19 protein-coding genes and 2 tRNA genes are annotated in these 16,487 nt (G+C 55.4%); 18 read left to right on the forward strand and 3 right to left on the reverse strand.

Annotation, left to right across the window (positions count from 1 at the left end; all coding sequences use genetic code 11):
• The first annotated feature begins 13 nt into the window (after positions 1 to 13).
• The 8 genes from lolB to D9N14_RS17355 all read left to right on the forward strand — a co-directional run bounded on the left by lolB (position 14) and on the right by D9N14_RS17355 (position 5,275).
• The gene (gene lolB, locus D9N14_RS17320; RefSeq protein WP_290582037.1) at positions 14 to 667 is read left to right on the forward strand and encodes a lipoprotein insertase outer membrane protein LolB; all 654 of its coding nucleotides are present in this window, start codon (positions 14 to 16) and stop codon (positions 665 to 667) included.
• Positions 664 to 1,539: a 4-(cytidine 5'-diphospho)-2-C-methyl-D-erythritol kinase gene (gene ispE / locus D9N14_RS17325; protein ID WP_290582039.1), complete on the forward strand. Its 876-nt coding sequence runs from the start codon at positions 664 to 666 to the stop codon at positions 1,537 to 1,539. Before lolB ends, ispE begins: the two co-directional genes overlap by 4 nt.
• Before the next feature lie 84 nt (positions 1,540 to 1,623).
• Positions 1,624 to 1,698 (forward strand) — tRNA-Gln (locus D9N14_RS17330).
• A gap of 59 nt (positions 1,699 to 1,757) precedes the next feature.
• Complete coding sequence (locus D9N14_RS17335; protein WP_411267955.1) at positions 1,758 to 2,699, forward strand: ribose-phosphate pyrophosphokinase; 942 nt, start codon at positions 1,758 to 1,760, stop codon at positions 2,697 to 2,699.
• An 83-nt stretch (positions 2,700 to 2,782) separates the two neighbouring features.
• Complete coding sequence (locus D9N14_RS17340; protein WP_290582043.1) at positions 2,783 to 3,412, forward strand: 50S ribosomal protein L25/general stress protein Ctc; 630 nt, start codon at positions 2,783 to 2,785, stop codon at positions 3,410 to 3,412.
• 17 nt (positions 3,413 to 3,429) lie between these two features.
• A complete protein-coding gene (gene pth, locus D9N14_RS17345; RefSeq protein ID WP_290582045.1) occupies positions 3,430 to 4,023 on the forward strand; it encodes an aminoacyl-tRNA hydrolase in 594 nt (197 codons plus the stop codon).
• Positions 4,024 to 4,047: 24 nt separating this feature from the next.
• Entirely contained in the window at positions 4,048 to 5,139 is a 1,092-nt protein-coding gene (gene ychF, locus D9N14_RS17350; protein WP_290582047.1) for a redox-regulated ATPase YchF, read from the forward strand.
• A 59-nt stretch (positions 5,140 to 5,198) separates the two neighbouring features.
• Positions 5,199 to 5,275, forward strand: a tRNA-Met gene (locus D9N14_RS17355).
• 107 nt (positions 5,276 to 5,382) lie between these two features.
• Here the strand turns inward: D9N14_RS17355 and D9N14_RS17360 are convergent.
• The gene (locus D9N14_RS17360) at positions 5,383 to 5,619 is read right to left on the reverse strand and encodes a hypothetical protein (protein WP_290582049.1); all 237 of its coding nucleotides are present in this window, start codon (positions 5,617 to 5,619) and stop codon (positions 5,383 to 5,385) included.
• A 176-nt stretch (positions 5,620 to 5,795) separates the two neighbouring features.
• Positions 5,796 to 6,137 (reverse strand): DUF1820 family protein, encoded by a 342-nt coding sequence (locus D9N14_RS17365; protein WP_290582051.1) that lies wholly within the window; start codon positions 6,135 to 6,137, stop codon positions 5,796 to 5,798.
• A gap of 589 nt (positions 6,138 to 6,726) precedes the next feature.
• On the opposite strand from D9N14_RS17365, the gene coxB reads away from it, so the two are divergent.
• From coxB to D9N14_RS17385, 4 genes are read left to right on the forward strand one after another with little or no spacing between them, the layout of a single operon-like run.
• The gene (coxB, locus tag D9N14_RS17370; protein ID WP_290582053.1) at positions 6,727 to 7,947 is read left to right on the forward strand and encodes a cytochrome c oxidase subunit II; all 1,221 of its coding nucleotides are present in this window, start codon (positions 6,727 to 6,729) and stop codon (positions 7,945 to 7,947) included.
• A gap of 18 nt (positions 7,948 to 7,965) precedes the next feature.
• Complete coding sequence (gene ctaD, locus D9N14_RS17375) at positions 7,966 to 9,540, forward strand: cytochrome c oxidase subunit I (RefSeq protein ID WP_290582055.1); 1,575 nt, start codon at positions 7,966 to 7,968, stop codon at positions 9,538 to 9,540.
• Positions 9,541 to 9,562: 22 nt separating this feature from the next.
• Entirely contained in the window at positions 9,563 to 10,135 is a 573-nt protein-coding gene (locus tag D9N14_RS17380; protein ID WP_290582058.1) for a cytochrome c oxidase assembly protein, read from the forward strand.
• A 30-nt stretch (positions 10,136 to 10,165) separates the two neighbouring features.
• A complete protein-coding gene (locus tag D9N14_RS17385) occupies positions 10,166 to 11,059 on the forward strand; it encodes a cytochrome c oxidase subunit 3 (protein WP_290582060.1) in 894 nt (297 codons plus the stop codon).
• A gap of 28 nt (positions 11,060 to 11,087) precedes the next feature.
• Here D9N14_RS17385 and D9N14_RS22715 read toward each other — a convergent pair whose 3' ends face one another.
• Complete coding sequence (locus D9N14_RS22715; protein WP_411267952.1) at positions 11,088 to 11,360, reverse strand: twin transmembrane helix small protein; 273 nt, start codon at positions 11,358 to 11,360, stop codon at positions 11,088 to 11,090.
• Here D9N14_RS22715 and D9N14_RS17390 point away from each other — a divergent pair.
• The 6 genes from D9N14_RS17390 (at position 11,340) to D9N14_RS17415 (ending at position 16,482) form a co-directional block, all read left to right on the forward strand.
• Complete coding sequence (locus D9N14_RS17390; RefSeq protein WP_411267953.1) at positions 11,340 to 12,095, forward strand: SURF1 family protein; 756 nt, start codon at positions 11,340 to 11,342, stop codon at positions 12,093 to 12,095. The genes D9N14_RS22715 and D9N14_RS17390 overlap by 21 nt on opposite strands.
• Before the next feature lie 17 nt (positions 12,096 to 12,112).
• The gene (locus D9N14_RS17395) at positions 12,113 to 12,727 is read left to right on the forward strand and encodes an SCO family protein (RefSeq protein ID WP_290582063.1); all 615 of its coding nucleotides are present in this window, start codon (positions 12,113 to 12,115) and stop codon (positions 12,725 to 12,727) included.
• 6 nt (positions 12,728 to 12,733) lie between these two features.
• Positions 12,734 to 13,756: a COX15/CtaA family protein gene (locus D9N14_RS17400; protein ID WP_290582065.1), complete on the forward strand. Its 1,023-nt coding sequence runs from the start codon at positions 12,734 to 12,736 to the stop codon at positions 13,754 to 13,756.
• The gene (gene cyoE / locus D9N14_RS17405; RefSeq protein WP_290582067.1) at positions 13,753 to 14,664 is read left to right on the forward strand and encodes a heme o synthase; all 912 of its coding nucleotides are present in this window, start codon (positions 13,753 to 13,755) and stop codon (positions 14,662 to 14,664) included. Before D9N14_RS17400 ends, cyoE begins: the two co-directional genes overlap by 4 nt.
• Positions 14,665 to 14,822: 158 nt before the next feature.
• The gene (locus D9N14_RS17410) at positions 14,823 to 16,025 is read left to right on the forward strand and encodes an autotransporter outer membrane beta-barrel domain-containing protein (RefSeq protein ID WP_290582069.1); all 1,203 of its coding nucleotides are present in this window, start codon (positions 14,823 to 14,825) and stop codon (positions 16,023 to 16,025) included.
• A 136-nt stretch (positions 16,026 to 16,161) separates the two neighbouring features.
• Positions 16,162 to 16,482, forward strand: coding sequence for a hypothetical protein (locus D9N14_RS17415; RefSeq protein WP_290582071.1), 321 nt, complete (start codon positions 16,162 to 16,164; stop codon positions 16,480 to 16,482).
• Positions 16,483 to 16,487: the final 5 nt, after the last annotated feature.

A 16,487-nucleotide genomic window follows, 5' to 3' on the forward strand; every position in this document is an offset into this window, starting at 1 on the left:
ATTGAAGAACACCGTGCCCCATAACCGAACCTTGATCACGCTGGCCATCCTCCTGGCCAGCTTAATCACATCAGGCTGCCAGATCTGGCAAACTTCCCATGAAATGCCTCCCCCCAAAGCGGACCAGCCCAAGCTCAACTGGGTGGAACATGTGCGCACCCTCACCCTGATGCAGGAATGGCAGATCCGCGGCAAAATCGGTGTGCGTACAGCAGAGGATGGCGGCAGCGCCTATCTGGATTGGAGTCAGTCCTTCGACAGCTTCTATATTCTGCTCTCCGGCCCCCTGGGGCAGGGTTCCACCGTGGTCAGCGGTAACCCTTATGGCGCCCGCCTGGAAAACAGCGACGGCACCTTTATATCCGACTCCCCCGAACAACTGGTAATGGAGCACACTGGCTGGGACATTCCCATTCACCAACTGCTCTACTGGGTAAAAGGCATACCGGCGCCCCGTGGCAAAAGCGAGCCCACTTACAATGAATACGGCACCCTCAAGACCCTGCGACAGGACCAGTGGACGCTGGAATTCGACCGCTATGGAGAGGCCATGGGCACACTGCTGCCACAGAAGATCAGGATCACCAAAGACAATCTGAAAGTCACCCTGATCATCAAAGAATGGCTGCCGCTTGCCAACAACGATGAGACCACACCCGCTTCATGAGCCTCAGCGTACTGTCACCCGCCAAGCTCAACCTGTTCCTCCACATCACCGGTCGGCGGGATGATGGCTACCACAACCTGCAAACCCTGTTTCAGTTTATTGACCTGTGCGACACCCTCCACATCGATACCAAAACCACGACTGAGATTGAAGTGGTGCCGGCCATCCCCGGGATAGAGCCCCAGCACAACCTGGTCTACCGCGCCGCAACCCTGTTGAAAGAGCACACAGGAACCCCGCACGGCGCCCATATCCGGCTGGAAAAACATCTGCCCATGGGCGGCGGCCTGGGTGGCGGCTCCTCCAACGCCGCCAGCACCCTGGTGGCGCTCAATCACCTGTGGCAAACCGGATTAAGCCGCACACAACTCTGCCAATTGGGGCTGCACCTGGGGGCCGATGTACCCATCTTTGTCCATGGCCATGCGGCGCTGGCGGTGGGGGTCGGGGAGCGCTTCGAAGACGTCACCATTGCGGAACCCTGGTACCTGATTGCAGCCCCCAATTGCCATGCCAGCACCGCCGAACTTTTCCAAGAAAAACAATTGACAAGAAATTCAAAGGTCATCAGAATACGCGACTTCCTGAACGGGGTCGGTCACAATGATTTCGAACCGGTTCTGCGAAGACGCTTTCCTCTCATTGATCGATGCCTGACATTGATGAACTCGGAAGGACAAGCTAAAGTGACGGGAAGCGGTGCCTGCCTCTTTATAAGTTGTAAAGATCAGGTGGACGCCGAGACAAAGCGACACCGGCTAACCCTTAAGATGTCTGATTTTGGCATTACAAATCAAGACCTTAAGTGGCACACAGCCAAGGGTTGCAACCTTTCCCCACTGTATTTCGGAGCCTTGGCCAATCAGCGCTAAATTCCGAAAAAAACTTCTAAAACATTTGGTGATTTTCTGGTAAGATTCGCCGCCCAGACTGATCACCGGATCTGTCAAAGTTGTAGGGCCGTCGCCAAGCGGTAAGGCAACGGGTTTTGATCCCGTCATTCCCAGGTTCGAATCCTGGCGGCCCTGCCATATTTCCCTGGATTTTCTCTGCAGACTGAAATTACAAGGTGACTGGCGTGTCCAATCTTATCCTGTTTACGGGAAACGCAACCCCTGAGCTTGCCACAAAAATGGCCAAGCACCTCCACGTCCCCATGGGCGACGCCGAGGTAGGCAAGTTCAGTGACGGCGAAATCTCCGTTGAGATTAATGAAAACGTCCGCGGCAGCGACGTCTTCATCGTCCAGTCCACCTGCGCCCCCACCAACGACAGCATCATGGAACTGCTGGTCATTGCCGACGCCCTGCGCCGCGCCTCCGCCGGCCGCATCACGGCCGTGGTACCCTATTTCGGCTATGCCCGCCAGGACCGACGGGTACGCTCGGCCCGGGTTCCCATTACCGCCAAAGTGGTGGCCGACATGCTCACCACCGTGGGCATTGACCGCCTGCTGACCGTTGACCTGCACGCCGACCAGATCCAGGGGTTCTTCGACATCCCGGTGGATAACGTATACGGCTCCCCCATTCTGCTGGAAGACATCAAAAAACAGAACTACCAGGACCTGATGGTGGTCTCCCCCGACGTGGGCGGTGTAGTTCGGGCCCGCGCCGTGGCCAAGCAGCTGAACGACTGTGACCTTGCCATCATCGACAAACGGCGCCCGAAAGCCAACATGTCCCAGGTCATGCACATCATCGGTGAAGTGGAAGGCCGCACCTGCATCCTGGTGGATGACATGGTGGACACCGCCGGCACCCTGTGCAAAGCCGCCGAAGCCCTCAAGGATCATGGCGCCACCAAAGTGGTCGCCTATGTAACCCACGCTGTGCTTTCCGGACCGGCCATCGACAACCTGAACGGCTCCAAGATGGACGAGCTGGTGATCACCGACAGCATCCCGCTGTCTGCCGCCGGCAAAGCCTGTGACCGCATTCGCCAGCTGAGCCTGGCACCCATGCTGGCGGAATGCATCCGCCGCATTAATAACGAAGAATCATTGAGCGCCATGTTCACCCCCAAGGACTAACCTGGGAAGAACAAGGCATTTAACCACCCCTTTCGGCGTTTGGTCGCGAAACCCGAAAGGTCATCATCAAAGGAGAAACACCCATGTCCGGTGATTTTACCATTAGCGCAACATCTCGAGCCGACTCGGGGAAAGGTGCGAGCCGCCGCCTGCGTCGTCTCGAAAACAAAGTCCCTGCCATCGTCTACGGCGCCGACAAACCTTCTCAGCAGATTTCTGTGGAATTCAAGGATCTGGTGAAGGCGTTGGAAAACGAAGCGTTCTACTCCCACATCCTGACCCTGGACGTGGACGGCGCCTCTGAACAGGTGGTACTCAAAGACCTGCAACGTCACCCCTCCAAGTCCATCCCCATGCACGCGGACTTCCTGCGGGTTGACACCACTCACAAACTGCACATGAACGTGCCCCTGCACTTCATCAACGAAGAGAAGTGTGTAGGCGTTAAGCAGCATGGCGGCGTGATTGCCCACCAACTGTCTGAAGTGGAAGTTGTGTGTCTGGCAAAAGACCTGCCTGAGTTCATTGAAGTGGATCTGGCGGATGCCGACATCGGCACTGTGGTACACCTGAGCAACCTGACGCTGCCCAGCGGTGTAGAGCTGAAAGCACTGCAATTGGGCGAAGACCACGACCTGCCGGTTGTGATCGTCAACGCTCCTCGCGGCGGCGCCTCTGACGAGGAAGAAAGCGCAGCTGACGACGCTGAATAAGCGCTGAGGCCAGGCAGTTGAAAGACGGCATTGATCTGATTGTCGGCCTGGGTAACCCGGGCCGACAATACGAAGACACCCGCCACAACGCCGGCGCCTGGTTCGTTGCAAGGTTGGCGCACCAACATAACGTCAACCTTGCCAACGACACCAAATACCATGCCCTCACCGGGCGGGCCAGCATCCATGGCCATGACGTCCGCTTTCTAATCCCCACCACCTACATGAATGTCAGCGGCCAGGCCGTTGCACCCTTTGCCAGCTTTTTCAAAATTCCTCCCGAACGCATACTGGTGGCTCACGACGAGCTGGATTTGCCGCCGGGCGTCGCCAGGTTAAAGCAAGGCGGTGGCCATGGCGGCCACAACGGCTTACGGGATATCATCAGCAAGCTGGGCAATAACAAAGATTTCGCCCGCCTGCGCATCGGTATTGGTCACCCGGGCAGCGCCGATCAGGTAAGCGGGTTTGTGCTGGGCAAAGCGCCCGCCAAAGAACAACAACTCATTGACGACGCCATCGATGAAGCGTTACGGGTTATGCCGGATCTGTTGAGCGGCAACGCCAACAAAGCCATGAACCGTCTGCACAGCTTCACTGCGTCTTCCTAACCTAACAACGAGTGGAACCATCCTATGGGAATCAAGTGCGGTATTGTCGGTTTGCCCAATGTAGGCAAATCAACCCTGTTCAATGCGCTCACCAAAGCCGGGATTGAAGCGCAGAATTTTCCCTTCTGCACCATCGAGCCCAACACCGGGGTGGTTCCCGTGCCCGATCCCCGCCAGGACACCCTGGCGAACATCGTAAAGCCCGAGCGCGTGGTCCCCACCACCATGGAATTCGTCGACATCGCCGGACTGGTGGAAGGCGCTTCCAAAGGGGAAGGCCTGGGCAACCAGTTCCTGGCCAACATTCGCGAAACCGATGCCATTGCCCACGTGGTACGCTGCTTTGAAGACGACAACATTATTCACGTGGCCGGTAAAGTGGACCCGCTTTCGGACATCGAAATCATCAACACCGAACTCGCCCTGGCGGACCTGGACAGCGTCGAAAAAGCCATGGCCAAAGCCAGCAAGCAGGCCAAAGGCGGTGACAAGGAAGCCATAGCCCGGCAGAAAGTACTGGAAAAGCTGATGCCCTTCCTCAATGAAGGCAAGCCGGCCCGCTCCGCCCAACTGGATACCGAGGACCTGAAACAGGTTCGCTCCCTCAATCTGCTCACCATCAAGCCCACCATGTACATCGCCAACGTGGCTGAGGGCGGCTTTGAGAATAACCCGCTGCTGGACAAGGTTCGCGAGCTGGCCCAATCCGAAAACGCCCAGGTGGTCCCGATCTGCGCCAAGATCGAGGAAGAAATCATTGAGCTGGAGGACGAAGACAAGGCCGAATTTCTGGCAGAACTGGGCATAACGGAGCCCGGGCTGGACCGGGTGATCCGGGCTGGCTACCAATTGCTGGGCCTGCAGACCTACTTTACAGCCGGCGTCAAAGAAGTGCGCGCCTGGACCGTCAAGGTAGGCGCCACCGCGCCCCAGGCCGCTGGCGTGATCCACACGGACTTCGAGAAAGGCTTCATCCGGGCAGAGATCGTCGCCTATGACGACTATGTGGCCAATAACGGAGAACAGGGGGCGAAGGAAGCCGGCAAATGGCGACTGGAAGGCAAGGACTATATCGTCAAGGATGGAGACGTTATTCACTTCCGATTTAACGTATAAATAACGCACTTTCACTTGACTTGGGAGGGCTGAATTGCGAGAATTTGCGCCCTCGAAAAGGCTATGTAGCTCAGCTGGTTAGAGCACATCACTCATAATGATGGGGTCCCCTGTTCAAATCAGGGCATAGCCACCATATCCGGAAACCCCGCCCAGTGCGGGGTTTCGCGTTTAAGCGCCAGGCTCAAACTACAGACATAAAAAAACCGCCGGCAGGCGGTTTTTTTATGTCTAGAACTAGACTCAGATAGCTTCCCCCAGAAATTCGCTCGATTGCTCTTTAATCTGAGCCAGCAAATTTTTACGGTCAGCGATCATGTTCCGATAAGTCCGGGCCGTGGACAGACGAGTGTGGCTGGAATCCCCTTCAACACGAGCAAGCTGCTCTTCCAGACGGGCGATATCCCGCAACACCATACTCTCCAGCTTATCCAGGCTGTAGCGCGAACTGATCGGGCTGCTTCGCTTCACTTTTTTCATCGACATCCATTCCTAATTAGGTTAGCTCGCACATTCCCCAATAGCGAACCAACACGGACACATATAGTCTATTAACGGCTTTTTTCCAGTTATAGACAACCTAATTCCCTGTAAGCGTGCCCATTTTAACGATGAACGGCGGCTAAATAGTAGTCACTTACTGTATTGATTATGTTTCAACCAGCCTTATTGCCCCCGCCGCCGGGGCCAAAAGGAAATCCCGGGAACTGGGTCACATTGCCCCCCTTCACCTCTGTGATCTTACCGACGCCCTGCTTTTCCACCTCATCCACCCGAATCACCGCGTGCATGGGAATGTAGGTTCGGCTGACATCCTGGAACTGGGCTTTCAAACGCTCCTCGGAGGGATCCACCACCATCTGCCGACGCTCACCAAACAGGAAACCTTCTATCTCCAGAAAGCCGTACAAATCACTTTGGTATACGTTCTTGACGTAAATCTCGTAGATCTCACTTTGGTTGAGAAATACCACTCGGTAAATGGGTTCTGCGCTCATGCGATGCTCTCAAACAGTCCTCACAAACAGATTCAGACTGTATACCTCATAATGGGAGTTAAAGTCCGGTCAAGTATACCTTTTTTTCATCCATGACTGGACATCCGAATAGAGAGAACTTAGAGTTTACGTGGGCTAAACAGAGGGGCGCAGAAGGACCTCTACACCGGGGGGATTTTTTCTGAGTCAGCCTACAATTACTGACGGCGACGATAGCTTACAACCATAACATCCGAATCTATCTTCGCATGTCACTAGGCATAGCATTATAGTGACGCCCAATGGTCCCATAGTGACCAAAATCAACTTTCGCATAGATGTCGCCAAGCAGTTCCAATGGCAGGTGTGAGACTGATGCAACAGTAATTGCATTGGCTTGAACGCAACTTTGGGCAGGTCCTCCACTGGATGATTGTGGGAGGCGGATTCCTGTGTGTCTTGCATTCCCAGCATTCGATTACTCCAGAAACGTTAAAGCCAGCAAACGTACCGGCTGGCCTTGCCGTGGTTTACAAAACCGAGAAAGTCCGTGCGCCAACGACTAACCTTAATTGGCGGGCTGACGACAATAAGAATCAGGGAGTAAAGAATGCAGTCATTAGCAAAGCGATGTTCGGCGATCGGTCTTGCGCTAGCCACTGTTACCAGCAGCTCGGTGTTCGCGGAGTGGCAACTGGATATGACCCCAGGTGTCACGGACATCAGCCAGCAGGTTTTTGATATGCACCGCACCATGCTGTGGTGGTGTGTCGCGATTGGAATTGTCGTGTTTGGGGCGATGTTCTATTCCATGATCAAGCACCGCAAGTCCAAGGGCCACGAAGCCGCCCAATTCCACGAAAGTACCAGCGTGGAGATCATGTGGACGGTGGTTCCTTTCATCATCCTGATCCTGATGGCGATACCGGCCACCAAAGTGCTGATCGCCATGAACGACACCTCAGATTCCGCACTTACCATAAAGATCACCGGTTCCCAATGGAAATGGCACTATGAGTATCTGGATTGGGAGGGCAAAGGCAATCTGGATCTGGATTATTACAGCGTACTCTCCACCCCCTCCGAAGAAATCATACGCCCTGCCCTGGCCTCGGGCCTGTTCCCCAAAAAAACGGCTAAAGACAGTTATCGCGCCGACGGCAATTACCCTGAGCAGACCGCCCTCTACAAACAGGATGTGGACAAGCCACTGGTGATCCCCACGGGGCGCAAGGTGCGCTTCCTGATCACCGCTGACGATGTGATTCATTCCTGGTGGGTGCCGGCTTTTGCCATCAAGAAAGACGCGATTCCCGGCTTCATCAACGAACTGTGGACGCTGGTGCCGGAGGACAACCCCGGGATCTATCGCGGACAGTGCGCGGAACTCTGCGGTAAGGATCACGCCTTTATGCCGATCGTGGTCGATGCACGCCCGGTGGCAGAATTCGAGCAATGGCTGGCAGATGCCCGTGCTGCCCAGAAAGCAGAGGCGGAAGCCGCCGCCAACAGCCTGGACAAGACCTTTACCAAGGACGAGCTGATGGCCGAAGGTGAGAAAGCCTATCTGGCGCGTTGTTCTGCCTGTCACCAGGCCAACGGTCAAGGCCTGCCGCCCACCTTCCCGGCCCTGGCCGGCAGCGCTCTGGCCACCGGCCCTGTCGCTGACCACATTCACATCGTGGTAAAAGGCAAGAATGCCATGCCCGGCTTTGGCTCCATGCTAAGCCCGAAAGAAATCGCGGCAATCATTACCTATGAGCGCAACGCCTGGGGCAACACCCCCACTGATGGTGTTGATGTTGTACAACCACGCGACGTTGCGAAATAAGGATAGGGGGAAATAAAAATGGGTGAACATCACGGCCCGATGAAGGGCATCAAGCGCTGGCTGTTTGCGACCAACCATAAAGACATCGGAGCCATGTATCTCTGGTTCAGTTTCATCATGTTCCTGACCGGGGGCTTCATGGCCATGATCATCCGTGCAGAGCTGATGTACCCTGGCCTGCAGTTGGTTGATCCCAACTTCTTCAACCAGATGACCACTACCCACGGCTTAATCATGGTGTTTGGTGCGGTCATGCCTGCCTTTGTGGGGCTGGCTAACTATATGGTTCCGATGATGATCGGAGCACCGGACATGGCACTTCCGCGACTCAATAACTGGAGTTTCTGGATTCTGCCATTTGCCTTTTCCCTGCTGATCATCGCCATCATCCAGTCGTTCCTGGGCATTGCCGATGCACCAAATTTCGGCTGGACGTTCTACGCACCGCTGTCCACAAAATATGGGCCGGCCTCCACTGACTTCTTTATCTTCTCAGTGCACATGATGGGGGTATCATCCATCATGGGTGCGGTGAACGTTATCGTTACCATCTTCAACCTGCGTGCTCCCGGCATGACCTTGATGAAGATGCCGCTGTTCGTGTGGACCTGGCTGATCACCGCATTCCTGCTGATTGCCGTCATGCCGGTACTGGCCGGTGCGGTCACCATGATGCTGACGGACCGCCATTTCGGCACCAGCTTCTTTGACGCCGCTGGCGGTGGCGACCCGGTGTTGTTCCAGCACGTGTTCTGGTTCTTCGGGCATCCTGAGGTGTACATCATGATTCTGCCGGCCTTTGGTATTGTGTCGGCCATCATTCCCACCTTTGCCCGCAAGCCCTTGTTCGGTTACGCCTCCATGGTGTACGCCACAGCCTCCATTGCCTTCCTGTCCTTCGTGGTCTGGGCGCACCACATGTTTACCGTGGGGCTGCCACTGGCCGGCAACCTGTTCTACATGTACATGACCATGCTGATCGCGGTCCCCACCGGGGTCAAGGTGTTCAACTGGGTGGCCACCATGTGGAAAGGCGCGATGACGTTCGAAGTGCCTATGCTGTTCGCCATCGCCTTTGTGGTGCTGTTCACCATTGGCGGGTTCTCGGGCTTGATGCTGGCGATTACACCGGTGGATCAGCAATACCATGACACCTATTTCGTGGTGGCACACTTCCACTATGTGCTGGTAACCGGGGCCGTGTTCTCCATCGTTGCCGGCGTGTACTACTGGCTACCCAAATGGACCGGTCGCATGTACAACATCGGGCTGGCGAAGCTCCATTTCTGGAGCTCCCTGATCTTCGTAAACCTGCTGTTCTTCCCCATGCATTTCGTGGGCTTGGCCGGGATGCCGCGGCGCTATTCGGATTACTCACTGCAGTTCGCCGACTTCAATTGGTGGATCAGTATCGGTGGTTTCGGCTTTGGCCTCAGTCAGCTGATTCTGCTGTGGATACTGATTGAAGTCTGCTTCCGCAAAAAAGGCGAGCCGGTCAGCGATCAGGTCTGGGATGGTGCAGAAGGTCTGGAGTGGACCCTGCCCTCGCCGGTGCCTTATCACAGCTTTACCACACCACCGGTAATCAAGTGACAAGCCAAGGGGAAGCCAGCTGATGACAGAGCAACACTCCGTACAACAGGCCAACCGCAAGCTGATCAAAAAATTGTCTTTGATCGTGGTGGGCATGTTCGTGTTTGCGGTAGGCGTGTTGCCCCCCATGTACGACGCCATCTGTGCTATCACCGGCCTCAACGGCAAAACCGCCAATGAGGCCGCGGATATTGAAGATGCCGTGGTGGTAGAAGACAGAATGGTCACTGTGCAGTTCCTGGCGGATACGGACCCGGCTATGCCCTGGGATTTCAAGCCCAACATTTTCAGCATCAAGGTACATCCGGGCGCCATCCAGAAAGTGGACTTTCATGTTCGCAATCCCACCAGCCGCCTGATCGTAGGTCAGGCGATTCCTTCGGTGTCACCGGCACAGGCTACCCCCTATTTCAAGAAAACAGAGTGCTTTTGTTTCAACAATCAGGAACTAAATGGCGGCGAGGAAATGGATATGCCGTTGATTTTCTATGTCGATCCGGGGCTGCCCAAAAGCGTGCGCACGATTACGCTTTCCTACCAGCTCTACGACATCACCAAATCAACCGAGAAAGGCGCCCCCCTGGCCGCGAACTAACCGGATTTTGATCGCTTGAGGAGATCAGTCATGGCAGAAAAAACAACACATTATTACGTGCCTGAGCAAAGCCCCTGGCCATTCATTACAGCCATTGCTTTGTTCCTGGTGGCCTTCGGCGCCGCCAATTTCATCCAACAGAACTCCGGCTCCGGGCTGGTGACCAACGAAGGCTCATCCGGCAGCTACATTCTGCCATTGGGGATTCTGGGTATCCTGGTGATGATGTTCGTCTGGTTCCGCGACACCATCCGGGAAAGCCTGGCCAACATGAACAGTGCCCAGATGGACCGCTCCTACCGCATGGGTATGCTGTGGTTTATTTTCTCTGAGGTCATGTTTTTTGGTGCGTTCTTCGGCGCCCTGTTCTATGTCCGCATACTGGCAGTGCCCTGGCTGGGCGGTGCCGGCGAAGAAGCCATGACCCACGAGTTGCTTTGGCCCAACTTCCAGGCCATGTGGCCACTGACCCTGACACCCGGTGGCGCCACCACGGAGGCCATGCCGGCCTGGGGACTGCCGTTCCTGAACACGGTGTTGCTGGTGAGCAGCAGCATCACGCTGACCATTGCCCATCATGCACTGGTGGCGGGCCAGCGCAATCGGTTGCTGGTCAGCCTGTTCATTACGCTGGTACTGGGCTTTGCCTTCCTCTTTTTCCAGGTGGAAGAATATGTGCACGCCTACACAGAGATGGGGTTAACCCTGGACGCCGGCATATACGGTTCCACTTTCTTCATGCTGACCGGTTTCCACGGCATGCACGTTACCATCGGGGCAACGATGCTCACCATCATGTTCCTGCGGGCCTTAAAGGGTAATCTAACGCCGGATAACCACTTTGCCTTTGAGGCCTCTGCCTGGTACTGGCACTTTGTGGATGTGGTGTGGTTGTTCCTGTTTGTGTGCGTGTACTGGCTCTAACCGGCATACTGGCTGAGCTGCCAGCAGCTCAGCCTTTCAACCCGTGGGGCTGAATCCAGCCCAGGGCAAAAGCAACGCCCAACATGACCAGAAGCAGTGCGGAAAACCCGACGCGGTAGGCCAGCATTTTAACGGTACGCTGTTTGTCCCCCTCCTGATTTCGCACCAACGATCTCAGTGCACCAAACAAGCTGAACACAATAACGACCAAGACAGCGATAACCGCGATTTTAACAAGCATAACTATATCCATGGGACCAGAAGTGAATGCAGTATAACAATGACCAAATCCATAGCACATAGCCGCAAAGGGATTGTCATCGCCGGGTTCCTGTTCACACCCACCCTGATCCCCACCATCGCCACTCTCCTGGTGCTTACCCTGCTGATGAACCTGGGATTCTGGCAATTGCGACGAGCCGAACTCAAATCACAGATGGTGGAACGCCTGGAAAGCCGAAGCCAACAACCCAGTCGCAATATCAATGCGCTCACAGCAACAGAGCTAGCCGCGGATATGACGGATTTTCCTGTACACATGACCGGGCACTACCTGAATGATCGCAGCCTGTTGCTGGACAACCGGCCATATCGAGGCCAGCCGGGCTATGAAGTGCTCACCGCCTTTTTGACTGAAGGCCGGATAGTGCTGATCAACCGGGGCTGGATCGCCCAGGGCCCGGATCGTCGGATAGCGCCCACGATTCCGAAGGAGACAGGCGAACTCACCCTGCACGGCAACGCCCACACCCCCAACCCCGATTTTTTTGTCCTCAAGGAAGACGATTACAGCCATGCACGCTGGCCTTTCCTGATCCAGAAAATAGACCTTGAAAAATCAGCCCAGCTGTTTGATTATCCATTGATGCCTTTTGTGTTGCGTTTGTCACCGGACGAATCCTCACAATTTGTGCGCGAATGGCATAGCCAACGAATGGGGCCAGAAAAGCATTACGGATATGCAGTACAGTGGTTTTCCCTGGCTGCCGCTTTGCTGGTGATCTATTTCGTGGTCAACACGAAACGAAAACAATAAAAATGCAGTTGTCTAGTATGGATACCAATCGCCGAACATTCCTCATCGCCCTCGCCATTTTTGTTATTCCGTTCCTGGCTGCATTGATGCTGCATAAAACCGGCCTGTATAAATCCGTTGGCACCACCAATCGGGGCGAGCTGATTCAACCTCCGGTTCCGTTTGAATCCCTTGAACTTGCCACAGCAGATGCGCAAGCAATACCCGCTGACGCCCTGAAGAAAAAGTGGTGGATGGTCTACGTCATGCCGGAAACCTGCAACGAGTCCTGCGAGAACAGCCTTTACCAGATTCGCCAGATCCACTCCGCGCTGGGGCCGGAGCAAAGCCGGGTGGCCACCATGCTGATTGTGACGCAGCCCTTGAGCGGAAAATACCAGACGCTGGTTGAGCAGGAGTTTCCGGACTTGACCGTGGCCTATGCCCATCCCGCTGATCTGCAGAACTGGTTCCGGGAAACCGAGAACAACGCGCTGCGCTCTGAGCAAAGTGGTTTTATTTATCTGGTGGATACCATGGGCGCTGTGTTCATGTACTACCCCACCTATGCCGATGAACAACAATCCATTCTAAAAGGACGGGATATGCTGAAGGATCTACAGAAAGTTCTGAAGCTGTCCAAGATCGGGTAAGCGCAGATGTGGCTGAAACGACTCTCAATTCTTGCGGTTCTGTTGGCCTGTGGCGTAGTGGCATTGGGGGCTTATACCCGCCTCAAGGATGCTGGCCTTGGTTGCCCGGACTGGCCGGGATGTTATGGCCATCTGGTGGTACCCCAGAGTAGCGAGGCCATTAATAACGCCAATGCGGCCTATCCGGAACGGCCTTTGGAATCCCACAAAGCCTGGCCTGAAATGATCCACCGATATTTCGCCTCCACATTGGGCCTGGTGATCTTCAGTATTCTGTTCATGTGTATAAGGGCTCGAAAACGCGACCCCGACATCCCCATCCGTATTCCTGCTGTTCTGGCCATCCTGGTGGTATTCCAGGGTTTGCTGGGCATGTGGACGGTCACTCTGGGCCTGTTCCCCACCATTGTGATGGCCCATCTGCTGGGTGGCTTCACCACTTTGTGTCTGTTGTTTCTATTGGCAGTGCAGCTGCATGCGCCAGCGGATGCGGCCCCCACAGCCGCGCCAGCACCCAGCCGGGCCGCCCTGCGCTTCGGCATCATCGGCATGGCCGTGCTGGCTTTCCAGATCGCCCTGGGCGGTTGGACCGCTGCCAACTACGCGGCCACGGTGTGCAGTGAATTACCCATCTGCCAAAGTGGCTGGCAACAACATGTGAATCTGGAGGATGCCTTTCAATTCTGGGGACATGGGGTGGAGGATTATGAGTTTGCCACGCACCTGGCAGCAGACGCCAAGATCACCATTCATGTGGCTCACCGGATTGGGGCCATCATCACAACCCTGTACCTGGGTAGCTTGTTCATCTGGCTGCTGACCCGATCCGGTACCACACCGCTGGTCAGGAAGGCAGCCCTGGCTGCCCTGTCGCTGTTGGCCCTGCAGGTGGCCCTCGGCATATCCAATGTGGTCCTGGACCTGCCACTGCTGGTGGCGGTGGCCCATAATGGGGTCGCTGCCATTCTGATGATGAGTTTAATGTTTCTTAACCTTAGCCTGTATCGATCAAGGGGGATCAAACCATGAGTCGAGCCATCAGCAAGGAATTCACCAGCGCCGTATCCTGGCGTGACTATATGGAGCTGACCAAGCCTCGGGTGGTGATGCTGTTAATGCTGACCGCCATTGTGGGCATGTTCATGTCTACTCCGGGAATGGTGCCATTGGATGTGCTTATATTGGGCTCTGTGGGCATGGCTTTCGCCATGGGGGCCGCCGCAGCCGTCAACCATGTGGTGGATCAGCGCATTGACAGCATCATGGCCCGCACCGAGAACCGTCCCGTTGCCCGAGGCAAAATCAGTCCCCAACGGGCGATCCTGTTTGCGGCAGGCCTGTCTGTTGCCTCCATGTTCATCCTGTCGTTCTTCATCAACCCACTAACCGCTTTTTTGACCCTCTTCGGCATCGTCGGATACGCGTTTATTTACACCATGTACCTGAAACGAGCCACCCCCCAGAACATTGTGATCGGTGGGCTGGCTGGGGCCATTCCACCGCTACTGGGTTGGACGGCCGTCACTAACAGCATTGATCCCCATGCCCTGTTGCTGGTGTTGATTGTATTTGTGTGGACACCGCCGCACTTCTGGGCCCTGGCCATCCACCGCCGCGACGACTACGCCAAAGCGGGCATCCCCATGTTGCCGGTGACACACGGCATTGAGTACACCAAATCGGCCGTGTTGCACTACACCATTCTGATGTCACTGTGCACACTCCTGCCCTATCTCACCGGCATGAGCGGTTTGATCTACCTGGGCTGCACCCTGGCCCTGAACGCCCTGTTCCTGTACTACGCCATCCGCCTGAAATTCGCGCCAACACCTGGTATCGCCATGAAAACCTTCGGCTACTCCATTGTGTACCTGATGTGCCTGTTCATTGTGCTGTTGGTAGACCACTATTTCATGTTTACCATCACGGCTCAGTAATGGTGAGGGGGCAACGCCCCCTTCTCTTGACGCCCTGGTTTCGATACCCGACTTCAGACCCTGCTTTTCTCTACCCAGCTTTCGAGCCCCGGTAAAACCCGCTAGAATCGCCCCACCAACTTACCTACAGTTTTTCGGGGAGAACAATGGACTTCACCATGACCACACGTACCGCCCTGTGTGCCCTGTTAGGGATTCTTACCTTCAGCCAGACCGTCCAGGCCAACCAGAACCAGGACAATTTCGAGCAGGAAATTGACACAGTCTGCGACGAAGTGTTCCAGAACGAGGACGACGTGTGCTTTTCACGCACCGACGGTGACTCCACGGTGACCGCGCAAGTGACCCCGGAGGAAGAGTCTGCGCTCTATACGTCCCTGGTGCAGATCAGCGGCGACCAGGTCAGCAATGTCAGCAATCACCTGGTGGGACTGCGTCGACAGCGTAACGCCAGCAGCACCAACAGCGCGTCCTCCGCGGCTATTCTGCCCAACTACTACGGCGGAGCAGCTGGTGGTGAGCTCTTCGCCAACAGTCGTCTCAGCGCATTCTTCAGCGCTTCCACCGTGGACGGTGATCAGGACCACACCGACTATGAAGTGGGTTACGACCTCAGCACCGATCACTACACCCTGGGAGTGGACCTGCAACTGAATCCAGAGTGGCTGCTGGGCCTGGCCTATGGGACCACAGAAACAGAACTGAAATACAGCAGCGAGTTTGATGACCGCACTGAAAACGACTCCGACCACTACTTGCTTTACGCCAGCTGGTATCGAAGGAACTTCGCTGTGGATATGACCGTTGGCTATTCCAACGGCGAGTTCAAAACCCAGCGCCAGCTACCCGATGCCCTGGCCACTGGCACAACCGACAACGACATGATGTACGTTAGTCTTTCCGGGGCCTATGACTTCAGCCAGGGCGGCTGGACCTATGGTCCCCTGGCCAAGTTCGACTACCTGGATGGGCAGATCGACGGCTTTGCAGAGCAAGGTGACAGCGCCTGGAAAGCGGAGTTCGATGATCAGGATGTCCAATCCAGTATTTTCACCATGGGCGGCCAGGTTGCCTACGCCCACAGTTTCAATTGGGGGGTGGTATTACCCTACGCCCAAGGTGTGTGGCGCTATGAGTTGGAAGACGAACGCGACTTGATTGTTGGCCGCTTCAGCGTCAACCCGGGCGAAGACTTCACCATCACCCCTGATGAACCGGATTCCTCCTGGTTTGAAGTCAGCGCCGGTCTCTCCGCCGTGTTCCCCTACGGTATTTCCGCTTTTATCAGTTATGAGCAGGTGCTGGGTTACGCCGACACCGACCTGGCCACCCTATCCGCCGGCGCCCGACTGGAGTTTTAACCCCATTTTTGATCGCCGCCGGTAGTAACGGTGGCGATCCAAAGACCCATCCCTTCTAAGCCCCCCTGCTGACTTGCCTTATTCGTCATCCGCAGCTAACAAGAAATATTACCCGGTTAACAATGTGAGGTGACCCATGTGGGATACCGAGTCCGACGCGGTGCGGGAATACCATTATTACAATCAGGAAGGGGTCTTTATTGGTAAGAGCGAAGGGACTTCGCCGCAGAAAGACCTGTTTGATCAGGCCCACTATGTGTTCGATGATCAGAGCGACATTGTGAAAAATCTGGATCTGCTGGCGGTGGCCAAACGCAAACTGACCAATTTGCGCAAAGAACTCATCGGCGTGCCACTGAAGGACATCACCCGCATCATCGAATTGAACAAAGAAATAGAAGAGCTGGAGGCCAGCATCGAATCCCTGGCGAAATCCCTGAAACAGGGTAATGCCTGAAGAAG

The organism is Ketobacter sp., from assembly GCF_003671495.1.
Taxonomy (GTDB): domain Bacteria; phylum Pseudomonadota; class Gammaproteobacteria; order Pseudomonadales; family Ketobacteraceae; genus Ketobacter.

Bases quoted from the DNA above. Each gene is read 5' to 3' on its own strand.
- ispE (WP_290582039.1), top strand. From the start codon at position 664: ATGAGCCTCAGCGTACTGTCACCCGCCAAGCTCAACCTGTTCCTCCAC.
- D9N14_RS17340 (WP_290582043.1), top strand. From the start codon at position 2,783: ATGTCCGGTGATTTTACCATTAGCGCAACATCTCGAGCCGACTCGGGG.
- ychF (WP_290582047.1), top strand. From the start codon at position 4,048: ATGGGAATCAAGTGCGGTATTGTCGGTTTGCCCAATGTAGGCAAATCA.
- D9N14_RS17360 (WP_290582049.1), bottom strand. From the start codon at position 5,619: ATGAAAAAAGTGAAGCGAAGCAGCCCGATCAGTTCGCGCTACAGCCTG.
- D9N14_RS17365 (WP_290582051.1), bottom strand. From the start codon at position 6,137: ATGAGCGCAGAACCCATTTACCGAGTGGTATTTCTCAACCAAAGTGAG.
- coxB (WP_290582053.1), top strand. From the start codon at position 6,727: ATGCAGTCATTAGCAAAGCGATGTTCGGCGATCGGTCTTGCGCTAGCC.
- ctaD (WP_290582055.1), top strand. From the start codon at position 7,966: ATGGGTGAACATCACGGCCCGATGAAGGGCATCAAGCGCTGGCTGTTT.
- D9N14_RS17380 (WP_290582058.1), top strand. From the start codon at position 9,563: ATGACAGAGCAACACTCCGTACAACAGGCCAACCGCAAGCTGATCAAA.
- D9N14_RS17385 (WP_290582060.1), top strand. From the start codon at position 10,166: ATGGCAGAAAAAACAACACATTATTACGTGCCTGAGCAAAGCCCCTGG.
- D9N14_RS17390 (WP_411267953.1), top strand. From the start codon at position 11,340: ATGACCAAATCCATAGCACATAGCCGCAAAGGGATTGTCATCGCCGGG.
- D9N14_RS22715 (WP_411267952.1), bottom strand. From the start codon at position 11,360: ATGTGCTATGGATTTGGTCATTGTTATACTGCATTCACTTCTGGTCCC.
- D9N14_RS17395 (WP_290582063.1), top strand. From the start codon at position 12,113: ATGGATACCAATCGCCGAACATTCCTCATCGCCCTCGCCATTTTTGTT.
- D9N14_RS17400 (WP_290582065.1), top strand. From the start codon at position 12,734: ATGTGGCTGAAACGACTCTCAATTCTTGCGGTTCTGTTGGCCTGTGGC.
- cyoE (WP_290582067.1), top strand. From the start codon at position 13,753: ATGAGTCGAGCCATCAGCAAGGAATTCACCAGCGCCGTATCCTGGCGT.
- D9N14_RS17410 (WP_290582069.1), top strand. From the start codon at position 14,823: ATGACCACACGTACCGCCCTGTGTGCCCTGTTAGGGATTCTTACCTTC.
- D9N14_RS17415 (WP_290582071.1), top strand. From the start codon at position 16,162: ATGTGGGATACCGAGTCCGACGCGGTGCGGGAATACCATTATTACAAT.